A 17851-nucleotide genomic window follows, 5' to 3' on the forward strand; every position below is an offset into this window, starting at 1 on the left:
CGAATCCCAACTTTCGGGGTGCGCTTGAAAGGGGGATATTTGGCAAAGAACGGCACCAACAGCGAAGACTACACAACGCCTCTGCGGCGCTTGCTGCTGGCGGTGGTCATCCTGTGCCTTCTGGGTCTCTTCTTCATCTGGCGGATCGACAGCCCACGCGTTGAACGCTTTCGCGCGGCAGTGATTGACACGGTGATGCCCAGCTTCGACTGGGCGATGGCACCCGTGACGGCCACAGTGAACATTGCCCGCGACTTTCGGAGCTACCAACGCATCTACGAACAGAATCAGGAACTCCGCCGCGAATTGCGCCAGATGACCGCCTGGAAGGAAGCGGCGCTTCAACTCGAACAGGAAAACGCAAAACTGCGCGACCTGAACAATGTCCGGCTCGATCCCCGCCTGACCTACATCACAGGCGTTGTTCTTGCGGATTCCGGATCACCCTTCCGCCAGTCGGTTCTGATCAATGTGGGTTCTCGCGACGGGATTGTTGACGGTTGGGCAACAATGGACGGCACCGGCCTCGTCGGTCGCATCTCCGGTGTCGGGGCAAACACCAGCCGGGTGATCCTGCTCACCGACGCGACCAGCCGGATTCCCGCCACGATCCAACCCTCCGGTCAGCGCGCGCTGATCGTCGGAGACAATACCTCCGCACCGCCGATCGACTTTCTGGAAAATCCCGATCAGGTGCGACCCGGGGACAGGATTGTGACCTCTGGCGACGGTGATGTGTTTCCCCCCGGCCTTCTGATCGGTCAGGTGGCGCAGGATCCGGGCGGTCGCTTGCGCACACGTCTGGCTGCTGATTACGAAAGGCTCGAATTCCTGAGGGTGCTCCGCGATCACGGCGCGCGCCGCGTATCAAACCCGTCTGCACTGATCCTGCCCGAAACCCCGCCCGGCGCGGCCGATACCGCAGCATCTTCTGCCGAGACGGACCAATGATGGATTCCGGCCTGCTGCAACTCTGGGGAATGCGCGCCCTGTTCGTGCTGCTGGCCCTCCTGATTCTGTTTTTTCACCTCTTGCCGCTTGATCCGGCGCCCAGCCGATGGGCCGGTCCGGACGTGCTGGTCGCGATGGTGTTTGCCTGGGCTGTCCGCCGTCCGGATTACGTCCCGATCCTTCTGGTCGCCGCAACGCTGCTGCTGGCAGACATGATGCTCCAGCGTCCTCCGGGCCTCTGGTCGGTGCTTGTGGTCTGCGCTGCCGAATGGCTCAAATCCCGCGAACGGCGCCAGCGCGAGACTACATTTGTGCTTGAATGGCTGACCTTCGCCGGTACCCTGATCGTGATCACGATCCTCTATCGCGCGGTGATGATGATCCTTATTCTTGCACCGGGTACGCTGACGCTGAGCCTTGTGCAGGTTCTCATGACCATCGCGGTCTATCCGCTGGTCGTTGGCGTGTCCTACTTCCTGTTCGGGGTGCGTCGGGCCGCTCCGGGGGATGTCGATCGATTGGGCCGAACGCAATGAGACGAGCGCCAAAGGATACTGCGGAGAGTTTCCGCAAGATTTCGCGCCGGGGGGTGATCCTCGGCGGCGTGCAGCTTGCCTTTGCCGGAGCGCTCGGACTCCGGATGCAGCATCTTCAGGTCGATCAGGCCGACGAATTCCGTCTGCTTGCCGAAGAAAACCGCATCAACATCCGCCTGATACCGCCCACCCGCGGGCAGATCTTCGACCGCAACGGAGTAATCCTCGCCGCAAACGAACCCTCCTACCGGATCACCATGGTCAAAGAGGATGCGGGAGATGTGGATGACGTCATCGCCCGGCTGTCCTCTCTGGTCGAACTCGACGAAGACGAACTCAACCGTGCTTTGACGGAAATGCAGCGCAGCGCGCCATTCCTGCCGGTCACCGTGGCCGAACGTGTCACATGGGACGATATCAGTCGGGTCGCCGTAAACGCGCCTGCCCTGCCCGGTGTCACCCCCGAGGTCGGTCTGTCACGGATATATCCGCGCCGGGGCGATTTTGCGCATGTGGTCGGCTATGTCGGTCCGGTCAGCGAACGCGATCTGGCCCGCTACGAAACGCCCGACCCGGTTCTGCGCATCCCGCGCTTTCAGATCGGCAAGGTCGGGATCGAAGCCCGACATGAAGAGGTGCTGCGCGGACGTGCGGGGGCTAAGCGGGTCGAGGTGAATGCCGTAGGTCGCGTGATGCGCGAACTGGACCGCCGCGAAGGTACACCCGGTGCGGATCTTCAACTGACCGTCGACGCCAAACTGCAGAGCTACATACAGGCCCGGCTCGGCGAGGAAAGCGCGTCAGTTGTGGTGATGGATGTCAGCAATGGCGACCTTCTCGGCATTGCCTCGTCTCCGTCTTACGACCCGAACAAGTTTGTGCGTGGTATCTCGATCAACGATTACGCCGAACTGCGCGACAACGATCATCGACCGCTGGCATCAAAGACCGTGCAGGATGCCTACCCGCCGGGCTCGACCTTCAAGATGGTGACAGCGCTTGCCGCGATGGATGCGGGCCTGGTCGCCCCCGATGAAACTGTCTGGTGCCCCGGCCACATGGAGGTGGGCGGGCGTCGCTTCCACTGTTGGAAACGCGCCGGTCACGGGCACATGAACCTCGAACAGTCGCTGCGCGAAAGCTGTGACGTCTATTATTATGACCTCGCGCTGAAGGTTGGCATCGAACGGATCGCCGAAACCGCCCGCAGGCTCGGACTCGGCCAGGCATTTGGCATCGGAATGTCGGCGGTGACCGAAGGGCTGATGCCCAACAAGGATTGGAAGCTTCGCGAACGCGGCTCGGAATGGGTGATCGGTGACACGGTCAACGCCTCCATCGGTCAGGGGTTTGTGCTCAGTTCACCACTGCAACTTGCTGTGATGACAGCGCGGCTGGCGACCGGCAACGATGTGGTGCCGCGTCTTGTGCGCACCGTGGATGGGGTTGAGCCAACCACGCTCGGCGGTGGCGCTCTCGGGTTCAACGAAAACCATCTTCGTCAAATCCGTCGCGCCATGTATTCGGTCAGCAACAACCGCCGCGGAACCGCCTATGGGTCGCGGATCATTGATGATGCCTACCGCATGGCAGGCAAAACCGGCACAAGTCAGGTTCGCAACATCACCGCAGCGGAACGCGCCCGCGGCGTGACCCGCAACGAGGACCTGCCGTGGAACCGGCGTGACCACGCCCTCTTCGTGAATTTCGCGCCCTTCGATGCGCCGAAGATCGCCGTGTCCGTGGTTGTTGAACACGGGGGCGGAGGCTCTGCCGCTGCAGCCCCGATCGCGCGGGACGTGACGCTCCAGGCTCTCTACGGAGAAGACCCACCGCTTGACGCCTACCCGTCCAAAGACCGCGACCGCATCCGCAGTCAGCAGGAACGCCTGCAACAGGTTCTGCGCGAGAACGATCCGGACGGCCGGAGCCGCGCATGAGTTATCTTGAATATACCGTTAAGACGGTCCCTGCGGGCTGGCGAAAGATGCTGTTCATCAACTGGCCGCTGGTGATCCTGCTGTCCGCGATCGCCGGGGTCGGCTTCCTGATGCTTTACTCCGTCGCGGGTGGCGCGATGACGCCCTGGGCCGAACCTCAGATGAAGCGCTACGCGCTTGGTCTCACGCTCATGTTCATTGTCGCGATGGTCCCGATCTGGTTCTGGCGCAACATGTCCGTGATGGCTTATCTCGTCGCCCTCGCACTGCTGATCGCCGTCGAATTTTTCGGCTCCGTGGGCATGGGGGCACAGCGCTGGATCAATCTCGGCTTCATGCGTCTGCAACCGTCAGAGCTGATGAAGATCGCCATGGTCATGGTGCTGGCCGCCTATTACGACTGGCTCCCGATCAAGAAGACCTCACACCCGTTCTGGGTGCTTGTGCCGGTCTTCATCATCCTGCTGCCGACCTTCCTTGTCCTGACCCAACCGGACCTTGGCACCGCCCTCCTGCTGGTCGCGGGGGGTGGTCTGATGATGTTCCTCGCCGGTGTCCACTGGGCCTATTTCGCCACCGTCATCGCCGCAGGGATCGGCGGCATATATGCTGTCTTCATGAGCCGCGGCACCGAATGGCAACTGCTCAAGGACTACCAGTTCCGCCGCATCGACACCTTCCTCGATCCCTCCTCTGACCCGCTCGGCGCAGGCTACCACATCACCCAGGCCAAAATCGCCATGGGGTCCGGTGGTTGGACCGGACGAGGCTTCATGCAGGGCACGCAGTCACGACTGAACTTCCTTCCGGAAAAACACACCGACTTCATCTTCAACACTCTGGCCGAGGAATTCGGCTTTATAGGGGGCATTTCGCTCCTGCTCCTCTACGTGCTGATCCTTGTCTTCTGCATCGTGTCCGCGCTTCAGAACCGGGACCGCTATTCCTCGCTCCTGATCCTCGGGATCGGTGTCACCTTCTTCCTGTTCTTCGCTGTGAACATGTCGATGGTCATGGGCCTCGCGCCTGTCGTCGGAGTTCCGCTGCCGCTGGTCAGCTATGGTGGGTCGGCCATGTTGGTCTTGATGATCGCGTTCGGCTTGGTACAGAGCGCCCATATCCACCGACCGAGGTAAGCCATGCCGATCAACGTCCTCTTCGCCGCCCACGAGAAACGCTGGGCGCAATACGAAGCCCCTTTGCGCACCGCGCTGGACGAGATCGGTGTGGCCTACACGCTGGCGACCGACCTGCCACCGGCAGAGGTCGACTACATCGTTTACGCGCCAAACTCGCCCGTACAGGACTTCACGCCCTACACAAGGCTCAAGGCCGTTCTGAACCTCTGGGCCGGGGTTGAAGACGCGGTTGGCAACCCAACGCTCAAGGTACCCTACGCACGTATGGTCGATGATCAGGGACTGACTCAGGGCATGGTCGAATGGGTCACGGGCCACACGCTGCGGCATCACCTTGGCATGGACGCGCATATCGTGAACCCCGATCACAAATGGCTGCCCGATGCGCCCCCCGTGGCATCCGATCGTCCGGTCGGCATCTTGGGTCTGGGCGAGCTTGGAAGCGCCTGCGGTCAGACCATCGCGCGCCTCGGTTTCCCGGTCAGCGGCTGGGCGCGCAGCCAGAAACAGATCGACGGCATCACCTGTCACACCGGCACCGACGGCTTGCACGCGGTCCTGCGCCAATCGCAGATCCTGATCCTGCTGCTGCCAAGCACCCCGGCGACCGAAAACACACTCAACGCCGAAACGCTGGCGATGCTTCCCAAAGGCGCATTCATCATCAACCCCGGTCGCGGCCCGCTGATCGACGACGACGCGCTGCTGGCCGCGCTCGACAGCGGTCACATCGCGCACGCCACGCTTGACGTGTTCCGCGTCGAACCGCTGCCGCAGGATCATCCGTTCTGGGCCCATCCCCGCGTCACCGTCACGCCGCATATCGCGTCCGAGACCCGTGCGCCAAGCGCCTCGCGTGCGATTGCCGAGAATATCCGCCGTGGTGAAGCGGGTGAGCCGTTCTTGCACCTTGTGGACCGGGACGCCGGGTACTAAGCCCTCCGCAACCTATCAGGAGCTGCCGCCATGAAATTTGACCGTTCGGTAAAAATCGCCCCATCCATCCTCTCTGCCGACTTCGCCAATTTCGGCGCCGAGATCGAGGCGGTCGAAGCACAGGGCGCCGATTGGATCCACGTGGATGTCATGGACGGCCATTTCGTGCCCAACATCACCTTCGGCCCGGCCACCTGCGCCGCGATCCGCCCGCACATCAAGACGGTGATGGACGTGCACCTGATGATCGCACCCGTGGATCCGTACATCCAGGCATTCGCCGATGCCGGTGCCGACGTAATCACGGCCCATGTTGAGGCCGGTCCGCACATTCACCGGACGCTTCAGGCCATCCGCGCCACCGGTGCCAAGGCGGGCCTCGCCCTCAACCCCGGCACCCCGGCCGAGGCGGCAGCCCCCCTGCTCGACCTCGTTGACCTGATCTGCGTGATGACCGTGAACCCCGGCTTCGGTGGCCAGAAGTTCATCCACTCCTGCGTGCAGAAAGTCACCGAACTGCGCGAGATGATCGGCGACCGCGAAGTGCATATCGAGATCGACGGCGGCGTTGATCCCACCACCGCACCGCTTGTCGTCGCCGCAGGCGCAGACGTGCTGGTCGCAGGCTCTGCCGTTTTCAAAGGCGGCTCGGTCGAAAACCCCGCCCCCTACGGCGAAAACATCCGCGCCATCCGGGCGTCGGTCTAAGCCTCGACCTCAAACACGTTGATCCACTTGGCGACAAGGGCGGGGCGGTCTGCACCGTCGATCTCGACCGTGACATCCCACGTCACGTCGTAGCGCCCCGGCTTTTCCACTACATCGGCAACGCTGAAACGGCCCCTTATTCGCTGCCCGGCCCGCACCGGGCTGACAAAGCGGATGCGGTCGAAGCCATAGTTCAAGCCCTGCACCATGCCGGGGATTTCGGGTTGCACATCGTAGGACATGGCCGAAAGCATCGACAGGGTCAGGAACCCATGCGCCATGGTTCCTCCCTGCGAGGCCATCCGCTCTTCATCCAGATGGATGAACTGCCAGTCCTCGGTCACATCGGCGAATGCGTTGATGCGATCCTGACCAATCTCGTACCACCGCGAAAGGCTGGGCGGCATGTCACGCAGAATGTCAGCGGACATCAGGCAGCACGTAGTCGGCAAACTGCTGGCGCAGGGTCAGCTTGGACACCTTGCCCGTCGCCGTCAGCGGCAGCGCATCTACAAACACCAGGTCGTCGGGCAACTGCCACTTGGCGAAATGCGGCTCCATCAGCGCATGGATGTCCGAAAGCGTCGGCTCGCAGCCGTCCTTAGGCACAACCACCAGCACGGGCCGCTCGTCCCATTTCGGATGCGCAATCGCGATCACCGCGCAGTTCGCCACCTCGGGATGCGCCATGGCGACATTTTCCAGATCAATCGAACTGATCCATTCACCCCCCGACTTGATCAGGTCTTTGGACCTGTCCTGAATGCTCAGATATCCGTCAGGTGAAATGCTCGCCACATCGCCGGTGCCAAACCAGCCTTCTGCATCGATCGCCGCCGCGGTCGCCTCTTCGTTCTTGAAATAACCCGAGATCACCGCATTGCCGCGCACATACAGCTCTCCAACCGCCTTACCGTCATGCGGCAGGCGCTGGCCATCGTCGCCCACGATCTTGAGATCAACCCCGAAGATCCGACGCCCCTGCAACGACTTGAGCGCCATTCGGTCCTCAAACGGTGCATCGTCCGCCGTGTTCGGCAATTGGCCTGTCGTGCCCACAGGGCTCATCTCGGTCATGCCCCACGCATGGCAAACGTCGATATCCATCTTCTCGAAAAACTCGATCATGCTGCGCGGCGCGGCGGAGCCTCCGATCACCACCTGATCCAGCGCCGAAGGCGGCTTGCCCCGTGCGTCTATCTCGGCCCGCAGGCCCAGCCAGACGGTGGGCACACCCCAGCTTGCCGTCACTTTCTCGCTTTCCATCAGATCATAGAGCGAGGGCCCATCCAGCTTGCCCCCGGGCATGATCAGCGACGCGCCAACGATGGGCGCCGCATAGGGCATACCCCAGGAATTGACGTGGAACATCGGCACCACCGGCAACAGACGCGCGCCTTCGTGCAGCGAGCGCGGGAGTGTCACCGCGATGAACAGCGCATGCAGAACGGTCGACCGATGGGAATAGAGCGACCCCTTGGGGTTGCCCGTCGTGCCCGAGGTGTAGCACAGCCCCGCCGCGGTCTCTTCGGGCAGGTCCGGCCAGTCATACTCCGTCGGATGCGGCGCGATCAGGTCTTCGTAGCAATGCAATTCAAGCGCCGAGGTCGGCATGTGCGCCGCGTCGGTCATCACGACGAGCTTCAACCCGGCAGGCAGGTGATCCTTCAACGCCTCAAGTATAGGCACAAAGGTCAGGTCGACGAACAGCACCCGATCCTCGGCGTGGCCGATGATGTAAAGCATCTGTTCCGCCGACAGGCGCGGGTTGATCGTATGGCAGACGGCCCCCATGCCGGAAATCGCGTAATACAGCTCGAAATGGCGATACCCGTTCCACGCCAGTGTCGCCACACGGTTGCCCTGCTGAACCCCCAACGCGGCAAGCCCATGCGCCAATTGCGCCGTGCGTTTGAAGGTCTCCGCGTAGGTCTGGCGGTGCAGGTCACCCTCGGTCCGGACCGACACGATCTCACCGGCGCTGTGAATTTCCGCTGCGTACCGCAGCAGCTCGATCACCGACAAAGGTCGGTTCATCATCATTCCGTGCATCAAGCCCTCCCTTGCCTTCTGCCCTGTCGTTCCAGATACACTGATGATCCGACGGAATTCGCGCAACCCCTAACCGTGAGGAAGCAAATCCATGTCCGACACGATGTCCCGCATCACGCTGGCACGCCGTCCCAAAGGCGCGCCTGTGCCCGAGGATTTCAAATTGGAAACCGGTCCGCTGCCGGCTCCGGCAGAAGACGAGGTGCTGATCGAGGTCACGCATCTGTCGCTCGACCCCTACATGCGCGGTCGCATGGATGACGTGAAAAGCTATGCGCCCTCGGTCGGTCTGGGCGGCACCATGACCGGCCAGGGCGTCGGTCGCGTACTTGCCAGCACCGCAGACGGTTTTGCGGAGGGCGACATGGTGACTGGCATGACCGGATGGGCCAGCCACGCCTGTTTGCCCGGTAGCGAGGTGCGTAAGCTTGATCCGACTCTGCCGCCCTCAACCGCGCTTGGTGTTCTCGGAATGCCGGGCCTCACCGGCTGGGTCGGTCTGAACGAATTCGGCAAACCCAAAGCCGGGGAAACGCTTGTTGTCGGTGCCGCGACCGGCCCTGTTGGCTCGATGGTCGGACAACTCGCAAAACAGATGGGCCTGCGCACCATCGCCATCGCCGGTGGTGCCGAAAAATGCCGCCTGGCGACTGAGACGTTCGGTTTCGACGCCGCCATCGACCACCGCGCGCATGACGACGCCGCCTCCCTGCGCAACGCGATTGCCGAGGTCGCGCCCGATGGCGTGGACATCTACTGGGAAAACGTCGCCGGTCAGGTGCTTGAGGCGGTAATGCCGTTGATGAACGTGCACGGGCGAATCCCGGTCTGCGGCATGATCGCATGGTACGGCGGGTCGAACATCGCACCCGAGAACCAGCTTCCGGCCATGTGGCGCAGCATCCTCGTCAAACGCCTTCAGGTGTCGGGCTTCATCATCTTCGACCACTGGGATCAGTACCCGGCCTTCCTAAAGGAGGTCGGCCCCAAGGTCGCGGCGGGCGAGATTGCCTATCTCGAAGATGTGGCCGAAGGACTGGAAAACGCCCCAGACGCCTTCATCGCCATGCTCAAGGGCGGCAACACCGGCAAGCAGATCGTCAAGCTCTAGAACTCGGCTTCGACTTCCAGCGCCAAGGGGGCCGCAGGGGCGGCCTTCAGATCATCCACCTGCAACGGTCCGCTCGGCTTTGACAGCCGGGCGCGCACCACCCAATGAAGCCGCGTCTGCGCCCGCGTGATGGCCACATAAGCAAGGCGCTTCCACAGCGGCTGTCCCGCCTCGCTGCGCCCCATGCGGGCAGCGGCGTAGAGGTCAGGCGCAAAGACCTGCACCTCGTCCCATTGCGACCCCTGTGCCTTGTGGATCGTCACTGCAGCCCCATGCAGGAACGTCGCCCCCATACGGGCGGCAAAAGGGATGAACGGCTCTTCCTCGTTCGGCTTTTCGATCTTCACAATCGAGGCCGCCGACACTTGCGGGTCTTCCGCCCCGATCACATGCAACCGCGAAAATCCCGGTTTCCGCCCTGGCCCAAGGTAAATCACCTGCGCACCCTTGATCAGCCCCCGCGCCTCAAGGTCCAGCCGTTTTTTGCGATGCTTGAGCGGCAGCTCGATCCCGTCACAGATCAGCGGTTCGCCTTCCAGCAGCGAATCCTCCGGTGCCCCGTAGACCGACCGGAATGCGTTGATCAGCCGGATGCGCGTGGCGTTGCGCCAGACCAGAACCGGTGAGCGCGCCATCAGATCAACCTCGACACGCTGTCCAAGCACCACGCGGTCATCCGTCCGCGCGATGTCTTCGACCATGCGTTCGAACCCGTCGAAACTCAGGTTCGGGTCGGCAAGCGCATGCGCCAGATCCAGAATGGGGTTGTCCGCGTCCTGCCGGTGAATGCGGTTCAGGTTCAGCACCTGGCTTGGTGCCAGCGTGTCAAACACCATCTTGCCCGACTGGTTCACCGGGGCCAGCTGCGCCGGATCGCCGAACAGAAGCAGGTTCGGGAAAATCTCGCGCAGGTCCTCGACCTGCCGTTCATCCAGCATCGACGCTTCGTCGACGAAGCCGATATCCAACGGGTCTTCGCGCCGTTTCCAGCCGGTGATGAAATCCGACCCGCGCAAGCCCGCCGCCGCCAATGCCGCCGGGATCGACTTGTGCGCCTCGTACGACATCTGCGCACGCGCGAGTGCTTCCTCGGTCAGCCCTTCGATCTCGGGCTTGTCACCATTGCCCATCAGCCATTCGGCGATGCGCTCGTATTCGGGGTCGTACACCGGCGTATAGAGAATGCGGTGAATGGTGGTTGCAGGCACACCCCGCATCCGCAAAACAAACGCCGCCTTGTTCGTCGGCGCCAAAACCGCCAGCGTCCGGCGGTCCTTACGACGACGTCCTTCATAGTCGCCAGAAACAACCTCGACCCCCGCCGCCTGCAGGGATTTGCACAGCTCGGCCAGAAGCAGGGTCTTGCCCGATCCGGCCTTGCCGGTGATCGCCATGATCTTGGTCTTGCCATCCCGCGGCGGCAGCAGAAGACCATCGTCAAGGTCGATGCCCGCCTCGCGCAGCATGTCGGCCACAGCATCATGGGCGGCGGCCTGATCTTCGGAATATGTCAACGCGGGCAAGGTCATGCGCGGACCCTATAGCGCCCGCGCAGCAGGCACCAGCGTCAGGCGGCTGTCATGCAGGGTTGCGGCACCACGTCACCAAAGGCTGCGTCAAACCAGGCGCGCGAGGCATCGAGCGGCACCCCCGCAACCCGGGACACCTGCTTCTGCGCGGCTTCAGAGAATTCCCAAAGACCGACGCCGACGGACTGCCGGCCCTCGCCCTGAGTCCCCAATACCTCGGGCGCGGCTCCGATCCGATTGTAGATCCGAACCATGCGCGCATCGAAGACACCGACAAAATGTCGTACGCCAAAGCCTTGCATGATCTCACCCCCGGCGAGCATCAGCGCAGCCGCAGTTCCCGGCTCGGTGTTCCGGGACAGGCAAAACCGGGTACATTCCCAGATCAACGGGCTTTGGAACGGAACGCCATGCGTCAGGTCCAGGAAATGCTCATTGACCATCGTGCGCCCGGTCGTCGGAAGAAACCGCATCGACCCGCCATGCGAGCCGTCCGCCTTTTCCCAGATCACGTAAAGCGGGTTGAGGTCGTCATACTCATCGCGCTCCTGGCCGGCGTCATTGACCGTAACATCCCAACCAAGGCGCGTTCTGAACTGATCCGCGCGATCTTCGAACATGGTGCGCCCCAGGCGCGGAAACTGAGAGAGTTGGTCAGCATAAAGATAGCGAATCATGGGCCTGTCCTCCGATGTCGAACGACAGGCTGCGGATCAAAGGTGAACAGTTTCTTGCCGCGCCGAACGGTGACCGTTGCGCGGACTGACTTGCCGATCCGTCAGCAACACCGCCGGTCAGACCACGATCTGTCCCCGCGACATGGCCCGTGCGACCGCATGGGTGGTGTTCAAGGCTCCCAGTTTGAACCGAGCGCTTTCGATCTAGACCCGCAATGTATGCTCGGAAATCGACAGGGTCTCGGCCACCTGCGCGCGGCTGTACCCCACCGCGAGAAGCGTCATCGTTTCGACCTCGCGCGGGGACAGTGGTTGCGTCGGCTCCGGTGCGCGACCGGGCTCCAGCTTCAACGCCGTCTGGTTGAAATAATGCGCCAGAAGGATGAGATCGCGACGGTTCAGTTCCGTGAAGCTGTGCCACTCGTCATCGCTGCAACTGTGGCTGACGGTAAACAGGGCAAATTGGCCATTTGGACCGCGGATCGGAATGGAATAGCCCTGATTGCCGATACCGTGTTCCATCGCGTCGGCCATAAAGGCCGGCGCCGCCTTGCTCGACCAGTCGAGGCGCTTCCAGTCTACGGGATGAAACCGCTGGTAACAGCCAAGGACCACCGGATCGATGCGCAGATATCCTTTCTCAAGATATCGGGCGACCCATTTCGGGTCATAAGTCCCACAGCCATATTGCGTGCCATTGCTGGAAACCCAGTGATACACCATGTCATCGACGGCATAATGGTCGCACAGCCATTCAATGACATTCTGCAATTCCTCAAGATGTTCTGCGCACTCCAATCGTGCGATCACATCGTCCAGCTGAGGCACTTTCTCCAAGAAGCCCACGGCTCATCCCTTCACCGTGTGACACAAGCTCTGCCCGGGCGAACAGCTGCGTATCGTCCAGCTTGGCCGCCAGCGCATCCAGATCATTTGCTGCTGCAAATGTCTTGAGGTCGGTCAACACGTCTATGATCCAGTCATGTCCCATTTCAGCGTCACCTCCAGATAGTTAACAGATCGTTAACACAACCATAACATGTGTCGAGAATTTGACAAATTCCCTTATTCCAACTCCCCAGATCCAGTGAGGTGCTGATTTCTACGTCACTGATTTGGTTGAGATGATCCTTAGACACAGAAAAACCCGCAAACCTCATCGGCCTGCGGGTTCGTGTTAGCAGCAAGATGTAAGCAGAAGGTTACGATTTCGCAGCGAGTGCGTCCTCGAAGGTCCGCAGCCCGGTTTTCGGCGCCTGAACCAGAACCGCCATGTTGCCCGGCTTATGCTCATTGCGCAGCATCTTGGTGTGGGCCTGCGGAATTTCGTTCCACGGGAAAACTTCCGACATGCACGGATCCAGACGACGCTCCACCATCAGCTGGTTGGCCGAAGCCGCCTGCTTGAGATGGGCAAAGTGCGAACCCTGAAGGCGCTTCTGGTGCATCCACATGTAACGCACGTCGAAGGTACAGTTGAACCCGGTGGTGCCCGCGCAGATCACGACCATGCCGCCCTTCTTGCACACCAGTGTCGAGACCGGGAAAGTCGACTCGCCCGGATGTTCGAACACCATATCGACGTTGTTGCCCTTGCCGGTGATGTCCCAGATCGCCTTGCCGAACTTGCGCGCCTCGTTGAACCACTCCTTGTATTCGGGGGTGTTCACCGTGGGCAGCTGCCCCCAGCACTTGAAATCCTTGCGGTTGATGACGCCCTTGGCGCCCATCGACATCACGAAATCACGCTTGTCCTCGTCAGAGATCACACCAATCGCATTGGCGCCCGCTGTATTGGCAAGCTGGATTGCGTAGGATCCCAGACCACCCGAGGCGCCCCAGACCAGCACGTTCTGACCCGGCTTGAGCTCATGCGGGTGATGACCAAAGAGCATCCGGTACGCTGTCGCCAGCGTCAGCGTGTAACAGGCGCTTTCTTCCCAGGTAAGGTGCTTGGGCCGCGGCATCAACTGCTGCGCCTGAACCCGTGTGAACTGCGAGAACGATCCGTCATGGGTCTCGTAGCCCCAGATACGCTGGGTCGGAGAATACATGGGGTCGCCGCCGTTACATTCTTCGTCGTCGCCGTCATCCTGGTTGCAGTGGATCACCACCTCATCACCGACTTTCCAGCGCTTCACCTTGTCGCCGACTTTCCAGACGATACCGGACGCGTCAGACCCTGCGATGTGATACGGCTGCTTGTGACCGTCAAACGGGCTGATCGGAACACCGAGTCCCGCCCAAACGCCGTTGTAGTTCACGCCAGCGGCCATAACGAGAACCAGCACTTCATGGCTGTCGATATCCCAGGTATCGACCACTTCGACTTCGAACGACTTTTCCGGCTCACCATGGCGCTCACGGCGGATGGCCCAGGCGTACATCTTCTTCGGCACGTACCCGAGCGGGGGCATCTCGCCGATCTCGTACAAGTCTTTCTCAGGCGCATCATACGCCGCGATGCCGGTCTGCTGATCCAGGGCCATCGGAGCCTCCTAAAGTCATTTTTACTGCGTGCCGCAATGCAGAATCGCGGCGTCTGACCCTGAAATAGGGGTCGGATTGAAATTATGCAACAAGATTTGCGCGTATTTTGTAATTTTATGACCGAGCGAACGCAGAAATTCCTTCGCGCGCGCAGAATATCCTTACATCAAGTGTTTGATCGAGTTGGCATAGAACTCGGCCAGTGTGCGTTTTCGGTCCGGGATGATCAGTCGCGGACCATCTTCGACGACAATCTTCCGTTCGATCAGGTTCCTCAGCCCAACCTCGACCGCATAATCCCGGTTATTGCGCGGCAGATGCAGTTGCGCGTCTTCAAGCTCTTCCAAGGCTGCTGAAAACGCGATCTCCAGGGCCCCGCGGGACATGGGTCCGTCGCGCAGCAGGATCGTTGCAATCAAAGGCACAGGCAAAACCGGAACCGCCGATGAAATCCGCCCCATGATCGCGCGGGACAGCGACTCGGGATCAACCGCCCCGTTTGCCACCTCGCTCAGAACCAGAGGCTCCCCGAAACTGACCGCCGCATACCCAAACTTGTGGAACCGCCCGGTCACCCGCAACCAAAGCTGACGCAGAATGGCGCGGAACACGACACTGATCCGCGCGCGGAACTTGCGTTCGCCTTTGGCCTGCGCGCGCAGAAGGATCGTATCCTCCAGAACCCGATCGTAGTTCAGTGCGACAGGGACAAAGACAACATCCCGATTTGCGGCCTCTGCCCCTTCGAGGATGTATTTGAGGATCCCGACCTTCGCTTCGGCCAGACTGCCGTCGAGGCTCAACCCACCTTCCGGGAACACCGCCTGTGTCACCCCCGCCCCTGTCGCCTGTTGCACGTATTTGGCCAGCACTTTGCGATAGAGGTCATTGCGCGATCTGCGGCGGATGAAATACGCGCCCATCGCCCGGATCAGCCGCGACAGCGGCCACACCCGCGCCCATTCTCCCACGGCGTAGGAGAGCGCGGACCGATCCGCCGCGAGATACGTCACCAGCACGTAATCCATGTTCGACCGGTGGTTCATCACGAAAACCACCGTCGCCTCCGGATCGACCTCGGTCAGCCCCGCATCCTGATGAACCATCCGCACGCGATACAGCGCATTGCTCAGAAACCGCGCCGCGCGGATGGCGAAACTGAAATAGGCCCACGCAGAAAAGGACGGGACGATCTCGCGTGCATAGCGCCGCGCCCGTTCAAAGGCGACATCCTCGCGCACACCCTCCTCTTTGGCATGATCCACGATCGCCTGCGTGATCTCCGGGTCGTAGACCAACCGTTGAATCATGTCCTGGCGCCGCAAGAGCTTGAACGGCTGGATTGGCCTCTCCAGCCGTTCGTTCAGTTTTTTAACGGCGCGCTCCATCCTTCGACGAAAGAACCAGCGCACCGACGGGAACAGGAAATGCGAGGCGAAAGTCACCGCTGCGAAAAGCAGGATCAGAAGAAAAGCCCAGAGCGGTAGCGTCACCTGCGTCGTCATGGCGTCACTCTTGCAACGATGAACGCACAGGTAAACAGCAAAGGACACTGCTCATGAGACACGTCACGGCATGGGGCGTCCCTGCACATGACATGCGACAACGGTCTTGCTTTTCCTCGGTGGCGCGCATCGGATATGCTGTCGCGCAGCAACATTATTCTCGCCGCAGCGCGGCGAATTGACAGCGACATAAAGTTTCGCGTATGCATCGCATCACGCAACAAGATTACACAACCGAATCCCGCCTGACGGAGCCGACATGACCGACGCACAGACACCCACCCGTGACCGCCCCTGGCTCATCCGCACCTATGCGGGACACTCGACCGCCAAGGCGTCGAACGCGCTCTACCGCTCCAACCTGTCCAAGGGGCAAACCGGTCTTTCCGTCGCCTTCGACCTGCCCACGCAGACAGGCTATGACAGCGATCACGTCCTCGCACGCGGTGAGGTCGGCAAGGTGGGTGTGCCTGTCAGCCATCTCGGTGACATGCGCACGCTCTTCGACCAGATCCCGCTGGAACAGATGAACACGTCCATGACGATCAACGCGACCGCCCCTTGGCTTCTCGCGCTCTACGTCGCAGTGGCCGAGGAACAGGGCGCGGATGTGTCCAAGCTGCAAGGCACCGTGCAGAACGATCTGATCAAGGAATACCTCTCGCGCGGCACCTATATCTGCCCGCCGAAACCGTCGCTCAAGATGATCGGGGACGTGGCGGAATACTGCTACACGCACATCCCCAAATGGAACCCGATGAACGTGTGTTCCTACCACCTGCAAGAGGCAGGCGCGACACCTGAACAGGAACTGTCCTTCGCCCTGGCCACCGCCATCGCCGTTCTCGACGAACTGAAGCCCCGCGTTCCAGCCGAGGATTTCCCCGCGCTCTGCGGCCGGATTTCCTTCTTCGTGAACGCAGGCATCCGCTTCGTCACCGAGATGTGCAAGATGCGCGCCTTTGTCGATCTCTGGGACGAGATCCTCGAACAGCGCTACGGCGTGACTGACGCAAAATACCGCCGCTTCCGCTATGGCGTACAGGTGAACTCGCTGGGTCTCACTGAACAGCAGCCGGAAAACAACGTCTACCGCATCCTGATCGAGATGCTGGCCGTGACGCTCTCCAAGAAAGCCCGCGCCCGCGCCGTGCAGCTTCCCGCATGGAACGAAGCACTTGGCCTGCCCCGTCCGTGGGACCAGCAATGGTCGATGCGGATGCAGCAAATCCTGGCCTATGAAACCGACCTTCTGGAATTCGACGACCTGTTCGACGGAAACCCAGCCGTCGACGCCAAGGTCGAGAAACTCAAGGAAGGCGCCCGGGCAGAGCTTGCCAACCTCGACTCCATGGGCGGCGCCATCGGCGCGATCGAATACATGAAGGGCCGTCTGGTCGATTCCAACGCAGACCGCCTGAACAAGATCGAGCGCAACGAGACCATCGTCGTCGGCGTGAACAAATGGGTCGAAGGCGAACCCTCGCCGCTTCAGACCGAAGACGGCGGCATCATGGTTGTCGATCCTGCCGTGGAACAGGAACAGATCGATCGCCTGAACACGTGGCGCGCCGAGCGTGACAGCGATGCCTTGCAAAAGGCCCTCGCCGATCTGCGCGCTGCAGCCAAGGAAGGCGCAAACGTCATGCCCGCCTCCATCGCCTGCGCCAAGGCCGGTGTCACAACCGGCGAATGGGCCGGCGAGATGCGCGCTGTCTTCGGCGAATACCGTGGCCCCACCGGCGTGTCGAAATCCGTGTCCAACAAGACCGAAGGGCTGGACGACATCCGCGAAGCGGTCAACGCCGTCAGCGACCGTCTGGGCCGCCGCCTCAAGTTCCTTGTCGGCAAGCCGGGCCTCGACGGTCATTCCAACGGTGCCGAACAGATCGCCTTCCGCGCCCGCGATTGCGGCATGGACATCGACTACGAAGGCATCCGCCTCACGCCGGACCAGATCGTCACCGCCGCCCGCGACAACGAAGTGCATGTCGTAGGTCTCTCGATCCTCTCAGGCAGCCATATCCCGCTGGTCGAGGACATGATGACCAAGATGCGCGAGGCGGGCCTTGGCCACATCCCGGTTATCGTCGGTGGCATCATCCCTGACGACGACGCCAAACGCCTGCGCGCCATGGGCGTCGCCAAGGTCTACACGCCCAAGGATTTCGAGCTGAACGCGATCATGATGGATATCGTCACGCTGGCCGATCCCAAGGCTGTCGCGGCGGAATAATCAAACTCCATCTTTCGGATGCAGGTACAAGCGGGTACGGT

15 protein-coding genes and 1 pseudogene are annotated in these 17851 nt (G+C 61.4%); 8 read left to right on the forward strand and 8 right to left on the reverse strand.

Going from position 1 to position 17851, the window contains the following annotated elements:
• Nucleotides 1-39 precede the first annotated feature (39 nt).
• The 6 genes from mreC to rpe are packed head-to-tail and all read left to right on the forward strand — an operon-like array spanning nucleotide 40 to nucleotide 6210.
• On the forward strand, nucleotides 40-951 hold the full coding sequence (mreC, locus tag MGEO_RS00080) for a rod shape-determining protein MreC (protein WP_085634664.1): 912 nt from the start codon (nucleotides 40-42) through the stop codon (nucleotides 949-951).
• Nucleotides 948-1487 (forward strand): rod shape-determining protein MreD, encoded by a 540-nt coding sequence (locus tag MGEO_RS00085; protein WP_085634665.1) that lies wholly within the window; start codon nucleotides 948-950, stop codon nucleotides 1485-1487. The genes mreC and MGEO_RS00085 overlap by 4 nt, the downstream gene beginning before the upstream one ends.
• The gene (gene mrdA, locus MGEO_RS00090; protein WP_085634666.1) at nucleotides 1484-3427 is read left to right on the forward strand and encodes a penicillin-binding protein 2; all 1944 of its coding nucleotides are present in this window, start codon (nucleotides 1484-1486) and stop codon (nucleotides 3425-3427) included. The genes MGEO_RS00085 and mrdA overlap by 4 nt, the downstream gene beginning before the upstream one ends.
• Entirely contained in the window at nucleotides 3424-4563 is a 1140-nt protein-coding gene (rodA, locus tag MGEO_RS00095) for a rod shape-determining protein RodA (RefSeq protein WP_085634667.1), read from the forward strand. Before mrdA ends, rodA begins: the two co-directional genes overlap by 4 nt.
• A gap of 3 nt (nucleotides 4564-4566) precedes the next feature.
• Nucleotides 4567-5502 (forward strand): 2-hydroxyacid dehydrogenase, encoded by a 936-nt coding sequence (locus tag MGEO_RS00100; RefSeq protein ID WP_085634668.1) that lies wholly within the window; start codon nucleotides 4567-4569, stop codon nucleotides 5500-5502.
• Nucleotides 5503-5532: 30 nt separating this feature from the next.
• Entirely contained in the window at nucleotides 5533-6210 is a 678-nt protein-coding gene (rpe, locus tag MGEO_RS00105) for a ribulose-phosphate 3-epimerase (protein WP_085634669.1), read from the forward strand.
• Here the strand turns inward: rpe and MGEO_RS00110 are convergent.
• Together MGEO_RS00110 and MGEO_RS00115 are read right to left on the reverse strand one after the other, a co-directional pair.
• The gene (locus MGEO_RS00110) at nucleotides 6207-6641 is read right to left on the reverse strand and encodes a MaoC family dehydratase (protein WP_085634670.1); all 435 of its coding nucleotides are present in this window, start codon (nucleotides 6639-6641) and stop codon (nucleotides 6207-6209) included. The genes rpe and MGEO_RS00110 overlap by 4 nt on opposite strands.
• Entirely contained in the window at nucleotides 6631-8262 is a 1632-nt protein-coding gene (locus MGEO_RS00115; protein ID WP_085634671.1) for a long-chain-fatty-acid--CoA ligase, read from the reverse strand. Before MGEO_RS00115 ends, MGEO_RS00110 begins: the two co-directional genes overlap by 11 nt.
• A 91-nt stretch (nucleotides 8263-8353) precedes the next feature.
• Between MGEO_RS00115 and MGEO_RS00120 the strand changes: the two genes are divergently transcribed.
• The gene (locus MGEO_RS00120; protein WP_085634672.1) at nucleotides 8354-9373 is read left to right on the forward strand and encodes an NADP-dependent oxidoreductase; all 1020 of its coding nucleotides are present in this window, start codon (nucleotides 8354-8356) and stop codon (nucleotides 9371-9373) included.
• Here the strand turns inward: MGEO_RS00120 and MGEO_RS00125 are convergent.
• From MGEO_RS00125 to MGEO_RS00150, 6 genes and pseudogenes are all read right to left on the reverse strand, one after another.
• The gene (locus MGEO_RS00125) at nucleotides 9370-10902 is read right to left on the reverse strand and encodes an ATP-dependent DNA helicase (protein WP_085634673.1); all 1533 of its coding nucleotides are present in this window, start codon (nucleotides 10900-10902) and stop codon (nucleotides 9370-9372) included. The two genes, MGEO_RS00120 and MGEO_RS00125, sit on opposite strands and share 4 nt — an antisense overlap.
• 38 nt (nucleotides 10903-10940) lie before the next feature.
• Nucleotides 10941-11579: an acyl-homoserine-lactone synthase gene (locus MGEO_RS00130; RefSeq protein ID WP_085634674.1), complete on the reverse strand. Its 639-nt coding sequence runs from the start codon at nucleotides 11577-11579 to the stop codon at nucleotides 10941-10943.
• A gap of 117 nt (nucleotides 11580-11696) precedes the next feature.
• Nucleotides 11697-12377, reverse strand: a pseudogene (locus MGEO_RS00135) (helix-turn-helix transcriptional regulator).
• Complete coding sequence (locus MGEO_RS00140) at nucleotides 12355-12570, reverse strand: hypothetical protein (RefSeq protein WP_085634675.1); 216 nt, start codon at nucleotides 12568-12570, stop codon at nucleotides 12355-12357. Before MGEO_RS00140 ends, MGEO_RS00135 begins: the two are co-directional and overlap by 23 nt.
• Nucleotides 12571-12781: 211 nt before the next feature.
• The gene (ccrA, locus tag MGEO_RS00145) at nucleotides 12782-14068 is read right to left on the reverse strand and encodes a crotonyl-CoA carboxylase/reductase (RefSeq protein ID WP_085634676.1); all 1287 of its coding nucleotides are present in this window, start codon (nucleotides 14066-14068) and stop codon (nucleotides 12782-12784) included.
• Between the two features lie 162 nt (nucleotides 14069-14230).
• Nucleotides 14231-15574: a 1-acyl-sn-glycerol-3-phosphate acyltransferase gene (locus MGEO_RS00150; protein WP_085634677.1), complete on the reverse strand. Its 1344-nt coding sequence runs from the start codon at nucleotides 15572-15574 to the stop codon at nucleotides 14231-14233.
• Between the two features lie 259 nt (nucleotides 15575-15833).
• Between MGEO_RS00150 and MGEO_RS00155 the strand changes: the two genes are divergently transcribed.
• Nucleotides 15834-17810, forward strand: coding sequence for a protein meaA (locus MGEO_RS00155; RefSeq protein ID WP_085634678.1), 1977 nt, complete (start codon nucleotides 15834-15836; stop codon nucleotides 17808-17810).
• Nucleotides 17811-17851: the final 41 nt, after the last annotated feature.

This window comes from Marivita geojedonensis (assembly GCF_002115805.1).
In the GTDB taxonomy this organism is placed as follows: Bacteria; Pseudomonadota; Alphaproteobacteria; order Rhodobacterales; family Rhodobacteraceae; genus Marivita; species Marivita geojedonensis.

Coding starts and splice junctions, on each gene's coding strand:
- MGEO_RS00085 (WP_085634665.1), top strand. CDS start 948: ATGATGGATTCCGGCCTGCTGCAACTCTGGGGAATGCGCGCCCTGTTC.
- mrdA (WP_085634666.1), top strand. CDS start 1,484: ATGAGACGAGCGCCAAAGGATACTGCGGAGAGTTTCCGCAAGATTTCG.
- rodA (WP_085634667.1), top strand. CDS start 3,424: ATGAGTTATCTTGAATATACCGTTAAGACGGTCCCTGCGGGCTGGCGA.
- MGEO_RS00100 (WP_085634668.1), top strand. CDS start 4,567: ATGCCGATCAACGTCCTCTTCGCCGCCCACGAGAAACGCTGGGCGCAA.
- rpe (WP_085634669.1), top strand. CDS start 5,533: ATGAAATTTGACCGTTCGGTAAAAATCGCCCCATCCATCCTCTCTGCC.
- MGEO_RS00110 (WP_085634670.1), bottom strand. CDS start 6,641: ATGTCCGCTGACATTCTGCGTGACATGCCGCCCAGCCTTTCGCGGTGG.
- MGEO_RS00115 (WP_085634671.1), bottom strand. CDS start 8,262: ATGCACGGAATGATGATGAACCGACCTTTGTCGGTGATCGAGCTGCTG.
- MGEO_RS00120 (WP_085634672.1), top strand. CDS start 8,354: ATGTCCGACACGATGTCCCGCATCACGCTGGCACGCCGTCCCAAAGGC.
- MGEO_RS00125 (WP_085634673.1), bottom strand. CDS start 10,902: ATGACCTTGCCCGCGTTGACATATTCCGAAGATCAGGCCGCCGCCCAT.
- MGEO_RS00130 (WP_085634674.1), bottom strand. CDS start 11,579: ATGATTCGCTATCTTTATGCTGACCAACTCTCTCAGTTTCCGCGCCTG.
- MGEO_RS00140 (WP_085634675.1), bottom strand. CDS start 12,570: ATGGGACATGACTGGATCATAGACGTGTTGACCGACCTCAAGACATTT.
- ccrA (WP_085634676.1), bottom strand. CDS start 14,068: ATGGCCCTGGATCAGCAGACCGGCATCGCGGCGTATGATGCGCCTGAG.
- MGEO_RS00150 (WP_085634677.1), bottom strand. CDS start 15,574: ATGACGACGCAGGTGACGCTACCGCTCTGGGCTTTTCTTCTGATCCTG.
- MGEO_RS00155 (WP_085634678.1), top strand. CDS start 15,834: ATGACCGACGCACAGACACCCACCCGTGACCGCCCCTGGCTCATCCGC.